Source organism: Bradyrhizobium sp. (genome assembly GCF_019242285.1).
GTDB lineage: Bacteria > Pseudomonadota > Alphaproteobacteria > Rhizobiales > Xanthobacteraceae > Bradyrhizobium.
In genome coordinates this window covers 1-15,730 of record NZ_JAFAVV010000945.1, presented here as the reverse complement: position 1 = coordinate 15,730, position 15,730 = coordinate 1, and the positions used below count along the sequence as shown (strand labels likewise).

The following is a 15,730-nucleotide window of genomic DNA, read 5'->3' as shown; positions in this document are numbered from 1 at the left end:
GCCGTCAATGACGTCTTGCCGTGATCAACGTGACCGATCGTGCCGATATTGCAATGCGGCTTGGTGCGCTGGAATTTTTCTTTGGCCATGGGACTCTCCGTTCCGGCTCCTGCTAATCCTCGTGAATGCTGATCAGGCGAATTTCGCCTGCACCTCTTCGGCGATGGCTTTCGGCACTTCTGCGTAGTGATCGAATTGCATCGTGAACGTGGCGCGCCCCTGGCTCATGGAGCGCAGGTTGTTGACGTATGAGAACATGTTGGCGAGCGGCACCATCGCCGTGATGACGTTGGCGTTGCCGCGCATGTCCTGGCCCTGGATCTGGCCGCGACGCGAGTTGAGATCGCCGATGACGGAGCCGGTGTAATCCTCCGGCGTCACCACCTCGACCTTCATAATCGGCTCGAGCAGCACGGACTTCCCTTTGACCAGCGCCTCGCGGAACGCCGCGCGGGAAGCGATTTCGAAAGCCAGCGCTGAGGAGTCGACGTCGTGATACTTGCCGTCGACGAGCTGCACCTTGACGTCGACCACCGGGAAGCCCGCGACCACGCCCGAGGACATCACGCTGTTCAGGCCCTTTTCGACGCCGGGGATGTATTCCTTCGGCACTGCGCCGCCGACGATCTTCGACTCGAACTCATAGCCCTTGCCCGGCTCGTTCGGCTCGACGATGATCGACACTTCGGCGAACTGGCCGGTACCACCGGTCTGCTTCTTGTGCGTGTACTTCACCTCGGCGCGCTTGGTGACGCGCTCGCGGAACGCCACCTGCGGCGCGCCGATATTGGCGTCTACCTTGTAGGTGCGCTTCAGGATATCGACCTTGATGTCGAGATGGAGCTCGCCCATGCCCTTCAGGATGGTCTGGCCGGATTCCTGATCGGTCGACACGCGGAACGACGGATCTTCGGCGGCGAGCTTCGCCAGCGCGACGCCGAGCTTTTCCTGGTCGGCCTTCGATTTCGGCTCGATCGCGATCTCGATCACCGGCTCCGGGAATTCCATCTTCTCGAGGATCACCGGCTTGTTCGGATCGCACAGCGTGTCACCGGTGCGCGCTTCCTTGAGGCCCGCCAGCGCGACGATGTCGCCGGCATAGGCCTCCTTGATGTCCTCGCGGTTGTTGGCATGCATCAGCAGCATGCGGCCGATGCGCTCCTTCTTGTCGCGAGTCGAGTTCACCACGCCGGTGCCGGACGCGAGAATGCCCGAATAGATGCGGCAGAAGGTGATGGTGCCGACGAACGGGTCGTCCATGATCTTGAAGGCGAGCAGCGCGAGCGGCTCCTTGTCGTCGGCCTTGCGGACGATTTCGTTGCCCTTGTCGTCGGTGCCTTTGATGGCGGGCACGTCGATCGGCGACGGCAGATAGTCGACCACGGCATCGAGCAGCGGCTGCACGCCCTTGTTCTTGAACGCGGAGCCGCACAGCACCGGATAGAACGCGCCCGACAGCACGGCCTTGCGGATCAGCCGCTTCAGCGTCGCCTCTTCCGGCTCCTTGCCGTCGAGATAGGCGGCCATGGCGTCGTCATCGAGCTCGACGGCGGCTTCCACCATCTTCTCGCGATATTCCCTGGCCTGGTCGGCGAGGTCGGCGGGGATGTCGACATAGTCGAACTTGGCGCCGAGCGCCTCGTCATTCCAGACGATCGCCTTCATCTTCACGAGGTCGATCACGCCCTTGAAGGCGCTCTCGGCTCCAATTGGGAGCTGGATCGCGATCGGGCGCGCGCCGAGGCGGTCGACGATGTCGGACAGGCACTTGAAGAAGTCGGCGCCGGTCTTGTCCATCTTGTTGGCGAATACGATGCGCGGCACGCGGTACTTGTCGCCCTGGCGCCACACGGTCTCGGTCTGCGGCTCGACACCCTGGTTGGAGTCGAGCACGCATACGGCGCCGTCGAGCACGCGCAGCGACCGCTCGACTTCGATGGTGAAGTCGACGTGGCCGGGGGTGTCGATGATGTTCAACCGCTTGCCGTTCCAGAACGCGGTGGTCGCGGCGGACGTGATGGTGATGCCGCGCTCCTGCTCCTGCTCCATCCAGTCCATCGTCGCGGCGCCTTCATGCACCTCGCCGATCTTGTGGCTCTTGCCGGTGTAATAGAGGATGCGCTCGGTGGTCGTGGTCTTGCCGGCGTCGATATGCGCCATGATACCGAAGTTACGGTAGTCCTCGATGGCATGTTGGCGGGGCATGGGGCTGTTCCTTCAGATTCCGTTCGTTTCGCCTACCAGCGATAGTGCGAGAAGGCGCGGTTGGCTTCCGCCATCCGGTGCACGTCCTCGCGCTTCTTGACGGTGTTCCCCCTGTTGTTGGATGCGTCGAGCAGCTCCGCCGAAAGCCGCTCCGTCATCGTCTTTTCATTGCGTTCGCGCGCTGCCGCGATCAGCCAGCGGATGCCCAGCGCCTGCCGGCGCACCGAGCGGACCTCGACCGGCACCTGATAGGTGGCGCCGCCGACGCGGCGGGAGCGCACCTCGATGGTCGGCATCACGTTCTCGAGCGCCTGCTCGAAGATCGGCAGCGGGGGCTGTTTGGTCTTGGCCTCGATCATGCCGAGCGCGCCGTAGACGATGCCTTCGGCAACCGACTTCTTCCCGGCATACATCACCGAGTTCATGAACTTCGTGATGATGATGTTTCCGAACTTCGGGTCCGGAAGCACCTCACGCTTTTCGGCAGAATGGCGTCGCGACATCTGTTCTGTTCCCGTTTATTTCGGACGCTTGGCGCCGTACTTCGAACGGCGCTGCTTGCGGTTCTTGACGCCCTGGGTGTCGAGGACGCCGCGGAGGATGTGATAGCGCACGCCGGGCAGGTCCTTGACGCGGCCGCCGCGGATCATCACCACCGAGTGCTCCTGCAGGTTATGACCCTCGCCGGGGATGTAGCCGATCACCTCGAAGCCGTTGGTCAGCCGCACCTTGGCGACCTTGCGCAGCGCGGAGTTCGGCTTCTTCGGGGTCGTGGTGTAGACGCGCGTGCACACGCCCCGCTTCTGCGGCGATTGCTGCAGCGCCGGAACCTTCTTGCGCGACTTCTGGTCCGCCCGCGGATTTGCGATCAGCTGGTTGATCGTCGGCATCTTGGCCTTCACCCTCTCAATTCTGCTCGGAACCGTCTCGGGTTGCCGCAACTTCGTTCGGGATTGCCCATCCCGCCGGGCCGCCTGACGCAAGACTCCTTGCGCAAAGCGAAATTGCGCCAACCGCTCCATCCCTGAGCGGAAAGCGCTTCGACGCCGCAGAGGACCTCAAGCCCGCGTCCCGACCGGCATTCGCCGTTCGGTCCGCCACCGAGGTCGTGCATCCGAGTTCACTCTCAAGAGGACGCGCTCAAGAGAACTAAAATCGACTTGGCATTGCCTAGCTATATCGACAGCGTCTGAGCGGCATTCGTCGAGGGTGGTGCCCGTCCCGACTTCCAAAATGAAGCGGCCCGGGTGTTCCGTTCCGACGCTGGCGTAGCTCACCGCCTGTCGTTGAGTGCGCGCCTTTTATAAGTCGGGAAAACCCAAGTCAAGGCGAAACAGCGATCGAGGACAATCGAAGAAAGCCCTCTGCCGTCTCAGTATTCCGCGTCTTCGTCCAGCGCGCGACGCTCCCTGTAAATGGGGTGCCGATCCCGCCCGCGCCAGTATTTGCCGAAAATCGGAAGCAATCCCTGCCTCTTCCCTCCATCGCGGCATATTTTACCCGGGCGATATGCAGAGTTGCTGCGCGAGTTGGCGGAGGCGCTAAAGGCTTTCTTTGCCTTTCCTTGCGCAAATCATGGGTGCTCCGAACGAGGCGCTCGCATGCGGTACACCGACATCGCCATCATCGGCGGCGGGCTGGCAGGCTCGACCGCCGCCGCAATGCTTGGGCGCGCGGGCATCGCGGCCGTCCTGATCGACCCGCACCGGACCTACCCGCCCGACTTCCGGATCGAGAAGCTCGGCGGCGGCGAGCAGGTCGAGCGGCTGCACAGGACCGGGCTTGGGAAAGCCGTGCTGCGCAATTCCACCCGGTGCGCCGAGACCTGGATTGCCCGTTTCGGCCGCCTGCTCGACAAGCCGCCGCGTGAGCAGTTCGGCATTCTCTACGATGATCTCGTCAACACGATTCGCGCCGAAATCCCCTACGCTGTCGAGAAAATCGTGGCCAAGGCGGTGTCGATCTCGACCTCGCCGGAGCGTCAGAAGATCGCGCTGTCCAATGACGAGACGGTGTCGGCGCGCCTCGTGGTGCTCGCCAACGGGCTGAATGTCGGCCTGCGACACACGCTCGGCATCGAGCGCCACGTCACCAGCCCCTGTCATTCGATTTCGATCGGCTTCGACATGTTCCCGGTCGGCCGCCCCGCGTTCGACTTTCCGTCGCTGACCTATTTCTCGGAACGGCCCAGCGACCGCATTCCCTATATCAGCCTGTTTCCGATCGGCAGCCGGATGCGGGCCAACCTGTTCGTCTATCGCGGCTTCGACGATCCCTGGCTGCGCGAGCTGCGCCGGCACCCGGCGGCGACGCTGTCGGCAGCACTGCCCGGGCTGACCCGCCTGACCGGCGCCTTCACGATTCCCGGCGAGGTCAAGATCCGCCCGATCGACCTCTATGTGAACTCCGGCTGTCGCCGGGATGGGATCGTCCTGGTCGGCGATGCCTTCGCCAGCACCTGCCCCGTCACCGGCACCGGCTCTGACAAGGTGTTCACCGACGTCGAGCGGCTCTGCAATCTGCATATCCCCGCCTGGCTCGGCACCGACGGCATGCGGGCCGCCAAGATCGCCGCGTTCTACGACGACCCGGTCAAGAAGGCCTGTGACGAATGGTCGATTGCCAAGGCCCACAGCTTCCGCGCGCTGTCGATCGAGCCGGATTTGCGCTGGCGGATGCAGCGCTGGGTTCGCTTTGGCGCCTGGCTCGGGCTCGGAATGCTGCGGCGGTTCGGCCGGATCCTGTCCAGACCCCATGTCCCGCCGGCTCCGCCCCAGCGCACCGCCGCGCAAGGATAGGACATCAGGACGTCCCGGCCAGCATCATGCCGCCGAGCGCGCTGACGAGCACCACCACGAGCGGTGGGGCTCGCCACGCCGTCAGCAGGACGAAGCCGACCAGGGCGACGGCGAAATCCGCCGGCGTCGTCACTGAACTGGTCCACACCGGGTTGTAGAGCGCGGCGCCGAGAATGCCGACCACCGCTGCATTGATCCCGCGCATCGCAGCTTGCGCCGCAGCGCGTTTGCGAAAGCCGTCCCAGAACGGCAACGCGCCGATCAGGATCATAATACCCGGCAAGAAGATGCCGACCAGCCCGACGATCGCGCCCGCGATCCCGTTGGGCTCGATCCTCGCCACAGTGCCGAGATAGGCGCCAAAGGTGAACAGCGGTCCGGGGACCGCCTGGGCCGCGCCATAGCCGGCCAGGAATGCATCATCGCTGACCCAGCCAGGCCGGACGAAGGCCTCCCGCAGCAGCGGCAGCACCACGTGGCCGCCGCCGAACACCAGCGCGCCCGAGCGGTAGAACGCGGTAAACGGGCCGATCCCGGGCGGCCAGGCGCGATCCAGCACCAGCAGGGAACCGGCGAGCAGGACGGCAAAGGTGGCAAGCGCGAGAATGCCTGCACCGCGCGACACGGGCATCGGGACATGACCCGCCTCCGCCGGCGGTGCACCGCGACAGAGCCAGAGGCCCGCCACCGCGCCGAGCAGGATCACCGCGAGCTGGGTGGCCGACCACGGGCTGAGCAGCAGGATTACCGCGGCGATCGCCGCGACCGAGGCCCGCTCCCGGTCCGGGCACAGCGAGCGCGCCATGCTCCACACCGCCTGCGCGACAATGGCGACCGCGACCAGCTTCAAGCCATGCAACAGCCCGTGGCCAACCGGGCCACCCAGCCCCGACGCGCCATAGGCAAACAGCACCAGCGCGATCGCCGACGGCAACGTGAAGCCGGTCCATGCCGCAAGCCCGCCAAGGAAGCCCGCGCGCATCAGCCCGATGGAGAAACCGACCTGGCTGCTCGCCGGCCCCGGCAGGAACTGACAGAGCGCAACGAGATCGGCATAGGCCTGCTCGTCGAGCCAGCGGCGACGGGTGACGAACTCGTCGCGGAAATAGCCGATATGGGCGATCGGGCCGCCGAAGCAGGTCAGCCCAAGCCTGAGAAAGACCGCGAGCACCTCGGACGCCGTTGCCCGCGCCGGCTGCGGCGCCCGAGCAGGCGTCGTCGCGGGGGGCGCTTCGACGGCCATCACGCGCGCTCCGGTTTCCGGGGTCCGCTACGCCTCGTCGTCGTCCTCGTCTTCATCGTCCTCGTCGTCTTCGTCGGCCGAAGCCGCCGAGTGCGCCGCGAGGTTCTGGTCGTCCCACAGCTTGCGGTAGACGCCGTTCTTCGCGAGCAGTTGTGCATGCGAGCCGCGTTCGATCACCCGGCCGCCGGCCAGCACGATGATCTCGTCCATCTCCACCACCGAGGTCAGGCGATGGGTCGACCAGATCATGGTCCTGCCTTCCGCGACCTTGAGCAGGGTACGGTTGATCGCCGCTTCCGTGGTCTGGTCGAGTGCGGAAGTCGCCTCGTCGAGCAGCAGCACCGACGGATTGCGGATGATGGCGCGGGCGATCGCGATGCGCTGGCGCTGGCCGCCCGACAGCGTGTCGCCGCGCTCGCCGACCACGGCATCGTATTTCTGCGGCAGGCTCATGATGTAGCGGTGGATCTCCGCCTTGCGCGCGGCCTCCTCGACCTCCGCGTCGGTCGCGCCTTCCTGGCCGAGCCTGATGTTCTCGCGGATCGACATGTTGAACAGCATGTTCTCCTGGAACACGACGGCCATGCTCCGCCGCAGCGACTCGCGCGTCACCTTCCTGATGTCGACGCCATCGATGGTGACCCGGCCCTCGTCCGGCACGTAGAGGCGAAGGATCAGGTTGAGCAGCGTGCTCTTGCCGGAGCCGCTGGGGCCCACGATCGCGACGCTCTTGCCGACGTCGAGCTTCAGGCTCAAATTGTCGAGCACCGGCGCGAGGCTGCCCTCGTACTGGAAGGTGACGCGTTCGAAGGTGATGTCGTGGGTGATGCGCGGCAAATCGGGCGCGCCCGGACGGTCCGCGCCGCGCGTCGGCTCGTCCAGCAGCTCCTGGATGTGGCGCACCGCGGCGGCCGCCTGGATCGACACCGGGATGAAATGCATCACATGGGCGATGTTGTAGGACACCTCCCAGAACGCGCTCTCGAAGGTCACGAAGGTGCCGACCGTGATCTGGCCCTTGGTGGCGAGATAGGCGCCGATCGCGAGCACCACGAGGTGCAATAGCAGCACGGCGATGGTGACGGTGCGTTCGACCATGGTCGACAGGAACATGGCCGAGGCCACTTTGGCACGCGCGGCGTCGTTGCGCATGGCGAACCAGCCGAAAGTCCGCCGGTGCAGGGTGAACGCCTTGATCACCGCTTGCGCCGCGATGTTCTCCTGCACCATGCCGAGCAACGCGGCCTCGTTGAGCTTCTGCTCGTAATTGGCCTGGACCGCCTTGGGCGTCAGCACGCGCGGACCGATCAGCGTGATCGGGAACACCAGGAGCGCGACCGCAGCGAGCTGCCAGTTCAGGAACAGCATCAGGATGATGCCCGCGATCAGCTCGAGGAACGGCAGCACCGCGCTGTTGGCGAAGCTCTTCACCGAGCCTTCGAAGGCCGAGAGATCCACTGAAAACCTCGACAGGATCTCGCCGCGCCTGGTGCGCGCGAAAAAAGCCGACGGCAGGTCCTGGACGTGCTCGAACAGGCGGGTCCGCACGTCCGATATGATGCAGGCCGCGAGCCGGGCGTCCCACAGCTCGTACCAGACCGCGACGATCGACGTGAAAATCCCGGCCGCGCCCAACACCGAGAGAATTCGTATCAGCGCCTGGAAATCCTCCTCGCCGAGCGCGTCGTCGATCAGGAATTTGAGGCTGAGCGGCATGATGACGTTGAACAGGGTCTCGACGAGCACACCGAGGCCGACGAACGCCAGCAGCTTCTTGTATTTGCCGAGGTAGGGCTTGACGAAGCCATAGACGGTCGCGAGAGCGCCTGCGGCTTCGCTGGCGGTGAAGACGACGAGATCCTCGTCGTCTTCCTCGTCGAGCTCGAGCTCGGCGTCCTTCTCGTCCTCTTCATCCTCCGGCGGCGGCACAGCCGGCTTGTTGCCGGGGCCGCCGCCAGCGGATGATGCACGCCTGCCTTCGGCTTCCCGCGCGGCCGATTCGTCCGCGGAAGCGGCCAGATTCTCGTCCGACGGGCGGGCCTTGGGCGCCATTCAACCAACCGATGCTGCAGGCCGGCACAGGTGCGAAACCGCAGGGCCCCGCCGACCATTCGCTGCCCGTTATAGCCAGCCCGGCCGTGAATGTTAGCGCATCCGCGGCACCGGCCGAAAATATTTCAGGCTTCGTTGTCGTCGGCGACCTTGTCGAAGAACGAATAGCGCAGGCTGTCGGAGTCCGAATACCAGTCGCCCGGGCCCCTGCCGACGGCAAGTGTGGCCTTCCAGAGCTCGTCGGTACAGTCGCGCCGATGCATCGACAGGTCGAAGCCGTCGGCGAAGAACAGCTCCGACCACTCCCACCAGGTGGCGAGCTTCTTCACCCCGCGCAACAGGTCGTAGCGGTCGATCACCGCCGGCGCCATGTCCGACGTGATCGAGCCGAAGACGAGTCCGGTCTTGACGACGCGGTTCAGCTCGCGGATCGCGCGCGCCACCTGCCTCCCACCGACGTGGCATAGGCTGGTCTCGAACACGAGGTCGAACTCGCCGTCCTCGAACGGCATGTCGACGATCGATCCGAGCCGGTTGAACGCCTTCAGCTCCTCCGGCGTCTTGGCGTGGATCGCGCGGTTGTTCTCGATGCCCCAGGCATCGACCCCGCGCGCACGCAAGGCGCCCACGAGCTCACCGCTCGCCGAGCCCGCCACCAGGAGGCGGTAGCCTTTCGTCCGGTTCCAGACGAGGCGGATCAGCTCCTTCAGATGGTCCGGATCGGTGAACTTGCTCCAGGCTTCGCAATAGGGACCGAGGCCGCGGTAGTTCGCGAAATAGTCACGGTCGATCTTGTCCGACACCGGCTTGGCGGCCTGCGCGCGTCCGCGGCGCAGCCGCATCGTCTCGGTCAGGATGATGTCGGTGGCCGCGTCGGAGGAATCGAGCAGACCGTTTAGCGTCGAATCGAACAAATAATCGCCGACCAGCACCAATCCCGGATGCTGCTGCGGCTCCGGACGGTGATTGGTCATGACGTCGCGCGCCGGAAGTCCGCCCGGCAGCGCGTTCACCGACGACAGCCAGCGATGGATCTTGCCTTCCACGAAATGCTCACGCGCATTGCCGAGCGAAGGCGGCAGCGATTTCAGGGCCGCGATGATCAGCTCCTGGTCGGAGAGATTGGCGAAGGCGAGCGCGTCCGAGCCCGCGATCAGGAAGTTCAGCACGCCGTGGCGGCCGACGTCGTGGCGCGCGCCTTCGTTGTAGACGCAGCAGCCGCCGAACGCCTCCGACATGAACCAGGCGCCGGCGATCTTCTCGCCCCAGTACGGCTCGTCGAACAGCAGCGACACACGGAGATAATGCGCCGGACGGTCGAAATAGGCGATGTGCTTGACCATCGATTTGCGCAGCGCCTCGCCCTCCCAGCCGAGCGTGGCGAGCCAGGAATGCGGCAGGCAGACCAGCACGAGATCGAAGTCGCGCGTCTCCGGCCCCTTGCCGTTCATCATGTTGAGCTGGTAGCGGCCGCCCTCGGTCTTGCCGACCTTGAGGACGCGGTGATTGAGCTGGATGTCCGCGTCCACCTCGGACCGCAGGCATTCGATCAACTGCTCATTGCCGTTCTGGATCGAATACAGGCCGATATAGCCGTCGATATCCATCACGAAATTCTTCAGCGCATTGAGCCCATTGGTATTGTGGCTCTCGGTCGCGATGTCGGAGCGGGCCAACACCTTGAAGAAGCGCCTGGCGATGGGGTCGTCGACCTCCTTGTCGAGCACCTCCTCCGCGGTCATGAAGGCCCAGGGATGCTCGTTGTCGTGGGCGCCGACACCCTCATAATATTCGATCGGCGACACCATCGCCGCGCAACGCTTGCGGAACGCTTCGATGGCGTCCGCAGTCCTTGCACCATACTTGCGGCGCATGCCGCGGACGTCGTTGAGGAGATCGCCGTCGAGCACCACCTGCTCGGCATCCATCGGGATCGTCTGCAGGCCGAAATGCTGGATCAGCTCGCGCAGCGGATCGGGGCCCGTCATCGAGTAGTCATATATCTCGGCAACCCCGGCTTCATAGGTGGCTGACGCCGAATCGAATTTGCGCGTGACGATCTTGCCGCCCAGCCGGTCGGACGCTTCGAAGATGGTGAGGCGGCAGAGATCTCCAAGCTTCCTTTTCAGATACCAGGCGCTCATCAGGCCGCCCGGGCCGCCGCCAACGATTGCTAGATCCAGCATGATTCTTCCATGATTTCCGGGGTCCAGCCGGAACTTTCGGACTAAGTTGGTTCAGCAAAAGCGCTTTTCAGACTGAAGGGAAGATGAACAAAGCAGGTTTCCGCACCGCAGCATGCAAAGAAAACGGCACTGAGGCGGCCAAACCACGCTTTTTTCCACGCGCCTCCGTGATCAAGATAACGGTGCGTATCCGAAGGATGACGTGAAACTGACCTTCCGGGATCCGCATGCGGGAAATGGCTTGCCTCCAGATAACGTTGGAGGCCGTCCCGGGGCGTACCTTCTCTCGGCTTTGCTGAAATCGCTTCGCTTCGATACGTCCGCTGCGGCGAGCGATTCGCGGCGCCGGGCCTTCGGCGCGGCCCGATGATCTCGGGTCACCGCACACGCCCCCTTCAAAAGCTAAAAGCCACCGGCAGGGCATTGCCGGTGGCTTTGGAGGTTTAGCATAAAGTAGGTGTTCGTCTCCTTGAGACCAGGCTGCCGCCAAGACGACCTCGCCGGCTACCTGTTTGAACCATACATAATAAATTTAGCTGAGTAAATAAGCTTTTTAGAAAAAACAGCGACTCGAAGTAACAAGTCCAAGTTCAGCAAAGCGAACGATCAGCAAGGCGAAGAATCGCGCCGGCCGGACCGGCGTTCGATGAAGCAGGATGATTCCGCGCACGGACTCGTCGCCTCATCGACTGCGGAACTGCACGGCCAAAGCAAACCCCGGCGGTTTCCCGCCGGGGGCACTGGCAGATCGCGACAGGCGATCAGCTCAGAAGTTGCGCTGAGCGCGGAGCAGAAGGGTCACGGTGTCCTGATCCTTCAGCTGATAGACGGCGGCCGGCTTGCCGACCGCGGCGCTCGGAACGCTGAGCGTGCCGGCGAACTTCTGGTCCAGATGACTCCAGGTCACATCGCCCGAGAAGGTCAGATTCTTGACCGGAGTCCAGCGCGTGATGAAGCCGAGCTGCCCGATATTGTAGTCCGGGTTGCAGGTCGTCACGGTGCCGGCGGCGACCGCGGCGGCGAAGCCGAGCCCTGGCGTGTTGCAGATCAGGCCTTTCGCCGTGCCGTTGTACTGCACCGAAGCCCAGGCGCCGTACAAGCTGGAGCTCCAGTACGGATCCCAGTTGTGGTTGAACGCACCGCGCATGCCGTAGGTCTGAGTCAGCTGCTGCTGTGTTCCCGCGGCAAACACCGTGTCGGGGGCAAAGCCGAGGCCAACGCTCTGGTAGGCACCGGCCATGTTCGAACCGCCATAGATGGTCGCGGCGCTGTACTGGTTGGCCAGGTCCTGAATGTTGTAGCGGGTCGCACCGTCAGTGTAGACACCCTGGATGTTGATGGTGTCGCCAGGTCCGGTCGGGATGTTCTTGATCTGCAAGGCAGCCTGAACAGCAAAGCCCCATTTGTCGTCAGGGTGACCGGTCAGTTCGGTCGAGCCGAAATACGCCGCATGGTTGTCATGCGCCGCAGCCGACAACTGGAACAGACCCCAGGCCTGATCGACACGGACCATGCCGACGATGTCGGGAGCGATGGTGCCGGCATAGTCGCTGGCACCGAACAGGCCACCGGCGCTCAGGTTGTTGACGCCAGCCTGATAATACTGGGTCGGATCCTGAACCGAGATCGCGGCACTGATGCCCTGGCCGAATTCGGCAGTGTAGGTGAACTGGTTGACGCCGGTGACGTCGCCGCCGCCGCCCACCAGACCGTCGAAGTTGTTGCCGGGATAATTGGTCCAGGGCGCGCTGAACTGCGAGATCGCCTTACCGATCGTGAAGCCAGCGAACTGGATGTAGGCGTAGTAGACGCCGAGCGTGCCGCCCGCGACGGCGCCAGCGTTGGCGTTGTTCGGCGCGGATCCCGGAGCAACGTTCCCCAACAACGGAGCGATGCCGGCGACGGCGCCGCCACCGATCGGTCCATAGACGGTCGAACCAGGCGCAGCGGGGTTGCCGGCGTAGGTGTCGTCCGTCCAGGAGAGCGTGAATTCGCTGAAGGTGCGGACCACGCCGTACTCGGTCGCGGTGCGGGTGTCGACGCTCAGGTCCTGACGAGCGCGCCAAGTGAAACCGTTGGTGAAGCGGTTGTTCGCACCGCCAGCGCCGTTGACATTGCCGCCGGCGTCGTTGTTCGCATTCACCACGACGTCGGCACGCAGGTAGCCGCCGAGCTTGATGCAGGTGTCGGTGCCCGGGATGTACCAGAAACCGGCGCCGTAAAGGGAGCAGACCTTCACGTACTCGACCGCTTTGGCCTTGACGGGAAGATCAGCCGCCTGTGCCCCGCCCACGGCGATGAGAACCGCCGCAGAGCCGAGGACCAGGCTCTTGATCATCTTCATGTTAACCTCCAAGTTGTTCTCTCTCGCAAAGGCTCCGGACCTCCCGGGCTATCGACCCGCAAGGCTGGCTCCTCAAAAACCGCTCAGTCGTTTCGCGCCTTCGGTCACCCCCCGCATGCGCGCGGGACTTGAGCGAACCACCTAACGGGACGATCCGGGACCCCCCAACCGTCCCCGGAACTATGCCTGTGCGGTTTTGATAATCAAAATAGTTTATTCAGTAAGGCATTAGATTGACGAAGCCATGTAACCTTTTTGCAACGGCGTTCGCCGCGCACGGTTTTTATTCCCAGGCCTGGCCGGATTATTGAGCTTATCAGCAATGTTTTTTGCTTGTTTTGCAAACCAAACCGGTCAAGATCGATATCTGCGGAAAAAATTGGCAAGGGGGCGCGCACCTGTCGAGGTGCCCGTAGCGTAGCGGTTTGGGTGCATCCAAGAGATGGAATCAGGATGGTGTCAGGCGATTCACCTGGGTGGTCGCGACCATCAACGTGCATCTGGAGGAACTGCGCTACTTCTGGGCGAAGGCGCTCGGCATCAGCGGGCCGCAATGGCTGATCCTGATGGCGCTGGCCGATATGGATCAGGATAACGGCGTGCCGGTGAACGCGGTCTCCAAGAAGCTTCATGTCGATGCCTCCTTCATCACCACCCAGTCCAAGCTTCTCGAAAAGAAGGGATTCCTGCGCCGCAGGACGTCCACCGAGGACGCCCGGATCGTGCGGATGTCGCTGACGGACAAGACCTACAAGCAGCTTGCGAGCCTGGCCGCGCAGCAGGAAGCGCTGAACGATTTCATCTTCGAAGGCTTCGACGAGAAGGAACTCGGAGACCTGAACGACAAGCTCACTCTGCTGCAGAACCGTCTCGAGAAGGCCTGCCTGAAGGTCATTGTGGACACCTGAGTCAGGCGCAGATCCCGAGGCGGGACGCCACCCAGTCGAAGATGAACTCGTTGGCGAGCGTCGGATTGTCGGCATGGCCCTGCGCCGCAGCCGTTTCGTCGATGGTGAATATCTTCAAGGTGACGTCGCGGCCTTCCGACTTCAGCGCCTCGGCGAACTCCCTGATGCGCTGCGCCCTGAGCCAGCCGCGCTCGCCGGCGGTCACCAGCACCGGACATTTGATGTTTCGCGCGGCCCTGCTCACCGGCAACCGCTGGACCAGGGCCGGGTCGGGCGGCGCAAGCCGGTCCCTGAGGAAGGCGCGTTCATGCAGATCCCAGATTCCGCCGTCGCACACCGCCGCTGCAAAGCGGTCGTCGAACGCAAGGCCGCGTGCGACGAAGGATGAGCTCCAGCTGTCGGCGAGAACCGCGATTCGGTGTGGATCGACGTCTTCCCTTTCCGCGACATGATCCATGATGCAGCCGATTGCCGTCTCGAGGTCCGGCCGGATCATTGCATCACCGAACTCGGTATCCTCTCCTGCCCCGAACAGATCGACCGCGAGGAGCGCCATGCCCCGCTCGGCGGCATGACGCGCCACCTTGTGCAGGTACTCCTCCTTGCGCTGGCCCGGCTCTCCGACGCAGATGATGGCCGGGGCGCGGCGGGGCGCAGCCGTCGCGGGCAGGAAGTAGCCCTCCAGCGGATGGCCACCCGTCCAGGCGATACGCACGGTCTCGCCGGGCAGATTCCGATGCCGGAGATAGTCGCCGGCGCATTCGCGCATGCGCGCAATCGCCTCGCGATACTTCTCGTCCTCACGATCGAACGGAAATGCCGCGGCCTGATAGTAATTGATGGCGCGAAGCCAGTTGCTTCTCGCCGTCAGGCGATGGCCCCGGCTGAGCGCGACGTTGCCGCGGTTGCAATTGACGTCGGCGAGATTCTTCCAGGCGCGAAACCAGGAGACGTCGTCGGCAACGTCGATGCAACTCGCAGTCAAGCAACATTCAGCCACCATTGCGCCGCCCTCCTGCGCCGCGCCCAGCAGCCTGGAAAACTCGGACGACAAGTCTTCACGCTCGGGCCAGTAGGCGCCTCCATGAAGATCGAGGTCGGATGGCATGTGGTGGATGTTCAAAGCGTTGACCCGTCAGCTTATGATCAAGGCAGGCATGGGAGACAAGCGATCCAGGCGCATGGCCACCTGTCGCAGCAATGCGGTCAGCGGCCCTTTGCGATCGGCCAGGCACGGCGCCGTTGCGACGTATCGGGACTCTACTTGCAGGCGCATCAACATCGGCACACCGCAGCACGCGCCAGGAGAACGCGTCACCGTCGTGAATTATTCGCTGAAAATGGCGCAAATGCGCAGCATTCTGGCCGCTGCGGTGCGGTTACCATTATGTGAACGTCGCGATCGAATGACCGATCACACACCGATGAGACGGGCTCGCCGAGCTCTGCGGACGTCAGTAATTATCACGCGATAAACACGAAGTGTTGACGAAGCGATTCGCGCTTCGCTTGCGCATTCGTCTCAATGCAATCCAGCGCTGTCGGTGCGGCCCTGCCCCTCAGCAAGAAGGCCGGCTGATACAGCCGGCCTTCTCGTATCCGCAACAGTCGTTTCAGAACCGCCGGTCATTCCGCCGGCGGCAACGCCAGCGGCTCGACCTCGGGTGCGGCCGGCACGATCGCCGCCTGTTTCTCGCGCTCGTCGAGAATCAGCTTGTCGCGCTTCATCGCGACCTCGCGGATGCGCGCCATCGACGCGCCGGTTCCTGCCGGGATCAGGCGACCGACGATCACGTTCTCCTTCAGCCCCTCCAGCGGATCGACCTTGCCGTTGACGGCGGCTTCGGTGAGCACGCGGGTGGTCTCCTGGAACGAGGCCGCCGAGAAGAACGAGCGCGTCTGCAGGCTCGCCTTGGTGATGCCGAGCAGCACCGGCGTACCGGCGGCGGGCTTCTTGCCCTCCTCCTTGGCCTTCACGTTGAGCGCGTCGAACT

The 15,730-nt window shown here is 63.9% G+C and carries 13 protein-coding genes; 3 read left to right on the top strand and 10 right to left on the bottom strand.

The annotated features are described in order from the left end of the window. From JOY90_RS38635 to rpsL, 4 genes are all read right to left on the bottom strand, one after another. The coding region (locus tag JOY90_RS38635; protein ID WP_291696330.1) for a GTP-binding protein at positions 1-89 on the bottom strand (89 nt) is incomplete at its 3' end. 43 nt (positions 90-132) lie between these two features. Then, a complete protein-coding gene (gene fusA / locus JOY90_RS38630) occupies positions 133-2,205 on the bottom strand; it encodes an elongation factor G (protein WP_291696329.1) in 2,073 nt (690 codons plus the stop codon). 32 nt (positions 2,206-2,237) lie between these two features. After that, a complete protein-coding gene (gene rpsG, locus JOY90_RS38625; RefSeq protein WP_291696328.1) occupies positions 2,238-2,708 on the bottom strand; it encodes a 30S ribosomal protein S7 in 471 nt (156 codons plus the stop codon). A gap of 15 nt (positions 2,709-2,723) precedes the next feature. Continuing rightward, positions 2,724-3,095 (bottom strand): 30S ribosomal protein S12, encoded by a 372-nt coding sequence (gene rpsL / locus JOY90_RS38620; RefSeq protein ID WP_291696327.1) that lies wholly within the window; start codon positions 3,093-3,095, stop codon positions 2,724-2,726. A gap of 711 nt (positions 3,096-3,806) precedes the next feature. On the opposite strand from rpsL, the gene JOY90_RS38615 reads away from it, so the two are divergent. Then, entirely contained in the window at positions 3,807-5,003 is a 1,197-nt protein-coding gene (locus tag JOY90_RS38615) for an NAD(P)/FAD-dependent oxidoreductase (RefSeq protein WP_291696326.1), read from the top strand. 4 nt (positions 5,004-5,007) lie between these two features. Here the strand turns inward: JOY90_RS38615 and chrA are convergent, their stop codons facing one another. From chrA to JOY90_RS38595, 4 genes are all read right to left on the bottom strand, one after another. After that, a complete protein-coding gene (chrA, locus tag JOY90_RS38610) occupies positions 5,008-6,246 on the bottom strand; it encodes a chromate efflux transporter (protein WP_291696325.1) in 1,239 nt (412 codons plus the stop codon). 27 nt (positions 6,247-6,273) lie between these two features. Next, the gene (locus JOY90_RS38605; RefSeq protein ID WP_291696324.1) at positions 6,274-8,298 is read right to left on the bottom strand and encodes an ABC transporter ATP-binding protein; all 2,025 of its coding nucleotides are present in this window, start codon (positions 8,296-8,298) and stop codon (positions 6,274-6,276) included. A 125-nt stretch (positions 8,299-8,423) separates the two neighbouring features. After that, positions 8,424-10,484, bottom strand: a complete 2,061-nt coding sequence (locus JOY90_RS38600; RefSeq protein WP_291696323.1) for an FAD-dependent oxidoreductase — start codon at positions 10,482-10,484, stop codon at positions 8,424-8,426. A 766-nt stretch (positions 10,485-11,250) separates the two neighbouring features. Further along, positions 11,251-12,828 carry a porin gene (locus tag JOY90_RS38595; RefSeq protein WP_291696322.1) on the bottom strand — a complete coding sequence of 526 codons (1,578 nt, stop codon included), beginning with the start codon at positions 12,826-12,828 and terminating at the stop codon, positions 11,251-11,253. A 425-nt stretch (positions 12,829-13,253) separates the two neighbouring features. Here JOY90_RS38595 and JOY90_RS38590 point away from each other — a divergent pair, with 425 nt between their 5' ends. Then, positions 13,254-13,736: a MarR family transcriptional regulator gene (locus JOY90_RS38590; RefSeq protein WP_291696321.1), complete on the top strand. Its 483-nt coding sequence runs from the start codon at positions 13,254-13,256 to the stop codon at positions 13,734-13,736. Between the two features lies 1 nt (position 13,737). On the opposite strand, the gene JOY90_RS38585 is transcribed toward JOY90_RS38590, so the two are convergent. Continuing rightward, complete coding sequence (locus tag JOY90_RS38585; protein WP_291696320.1) at positions 13,738-14,721, bottom strand: S9 family peptidase; 984 nt, start codon at positions 14,719-14,721, stop codon at positions 13,738-13,740. A 99-nt stretch (positions 14,722-14,820) separates the two neighbouring features. Between JOY90_RS38585 and JOY90_RS38580 the strand changes: the two genes are divergently transcribed. Beyond that, positions 14,821-15,129, top strand: coding sequence for a hypothetical protein (locus JOY90_RS38580; protein WP_291696319.1), 309 nt, complete (start codon positions 14,821-14,823; stop codon positions 15,127-15,129). 233 nt (positions 15,130-15,362) lie between these two features. On the opposite strand, the gene JOY90_RS38575 is transcribed toward JOY90_RS38580, so the two are convergent. Then, a partial coding sequence (locus JOY90_RS38575; protein ID WP_291696318.1) for a hypothetical protein occupies positions 15,363-15,730 on the bottom strand: 368 nt, incomplete at its 5' end.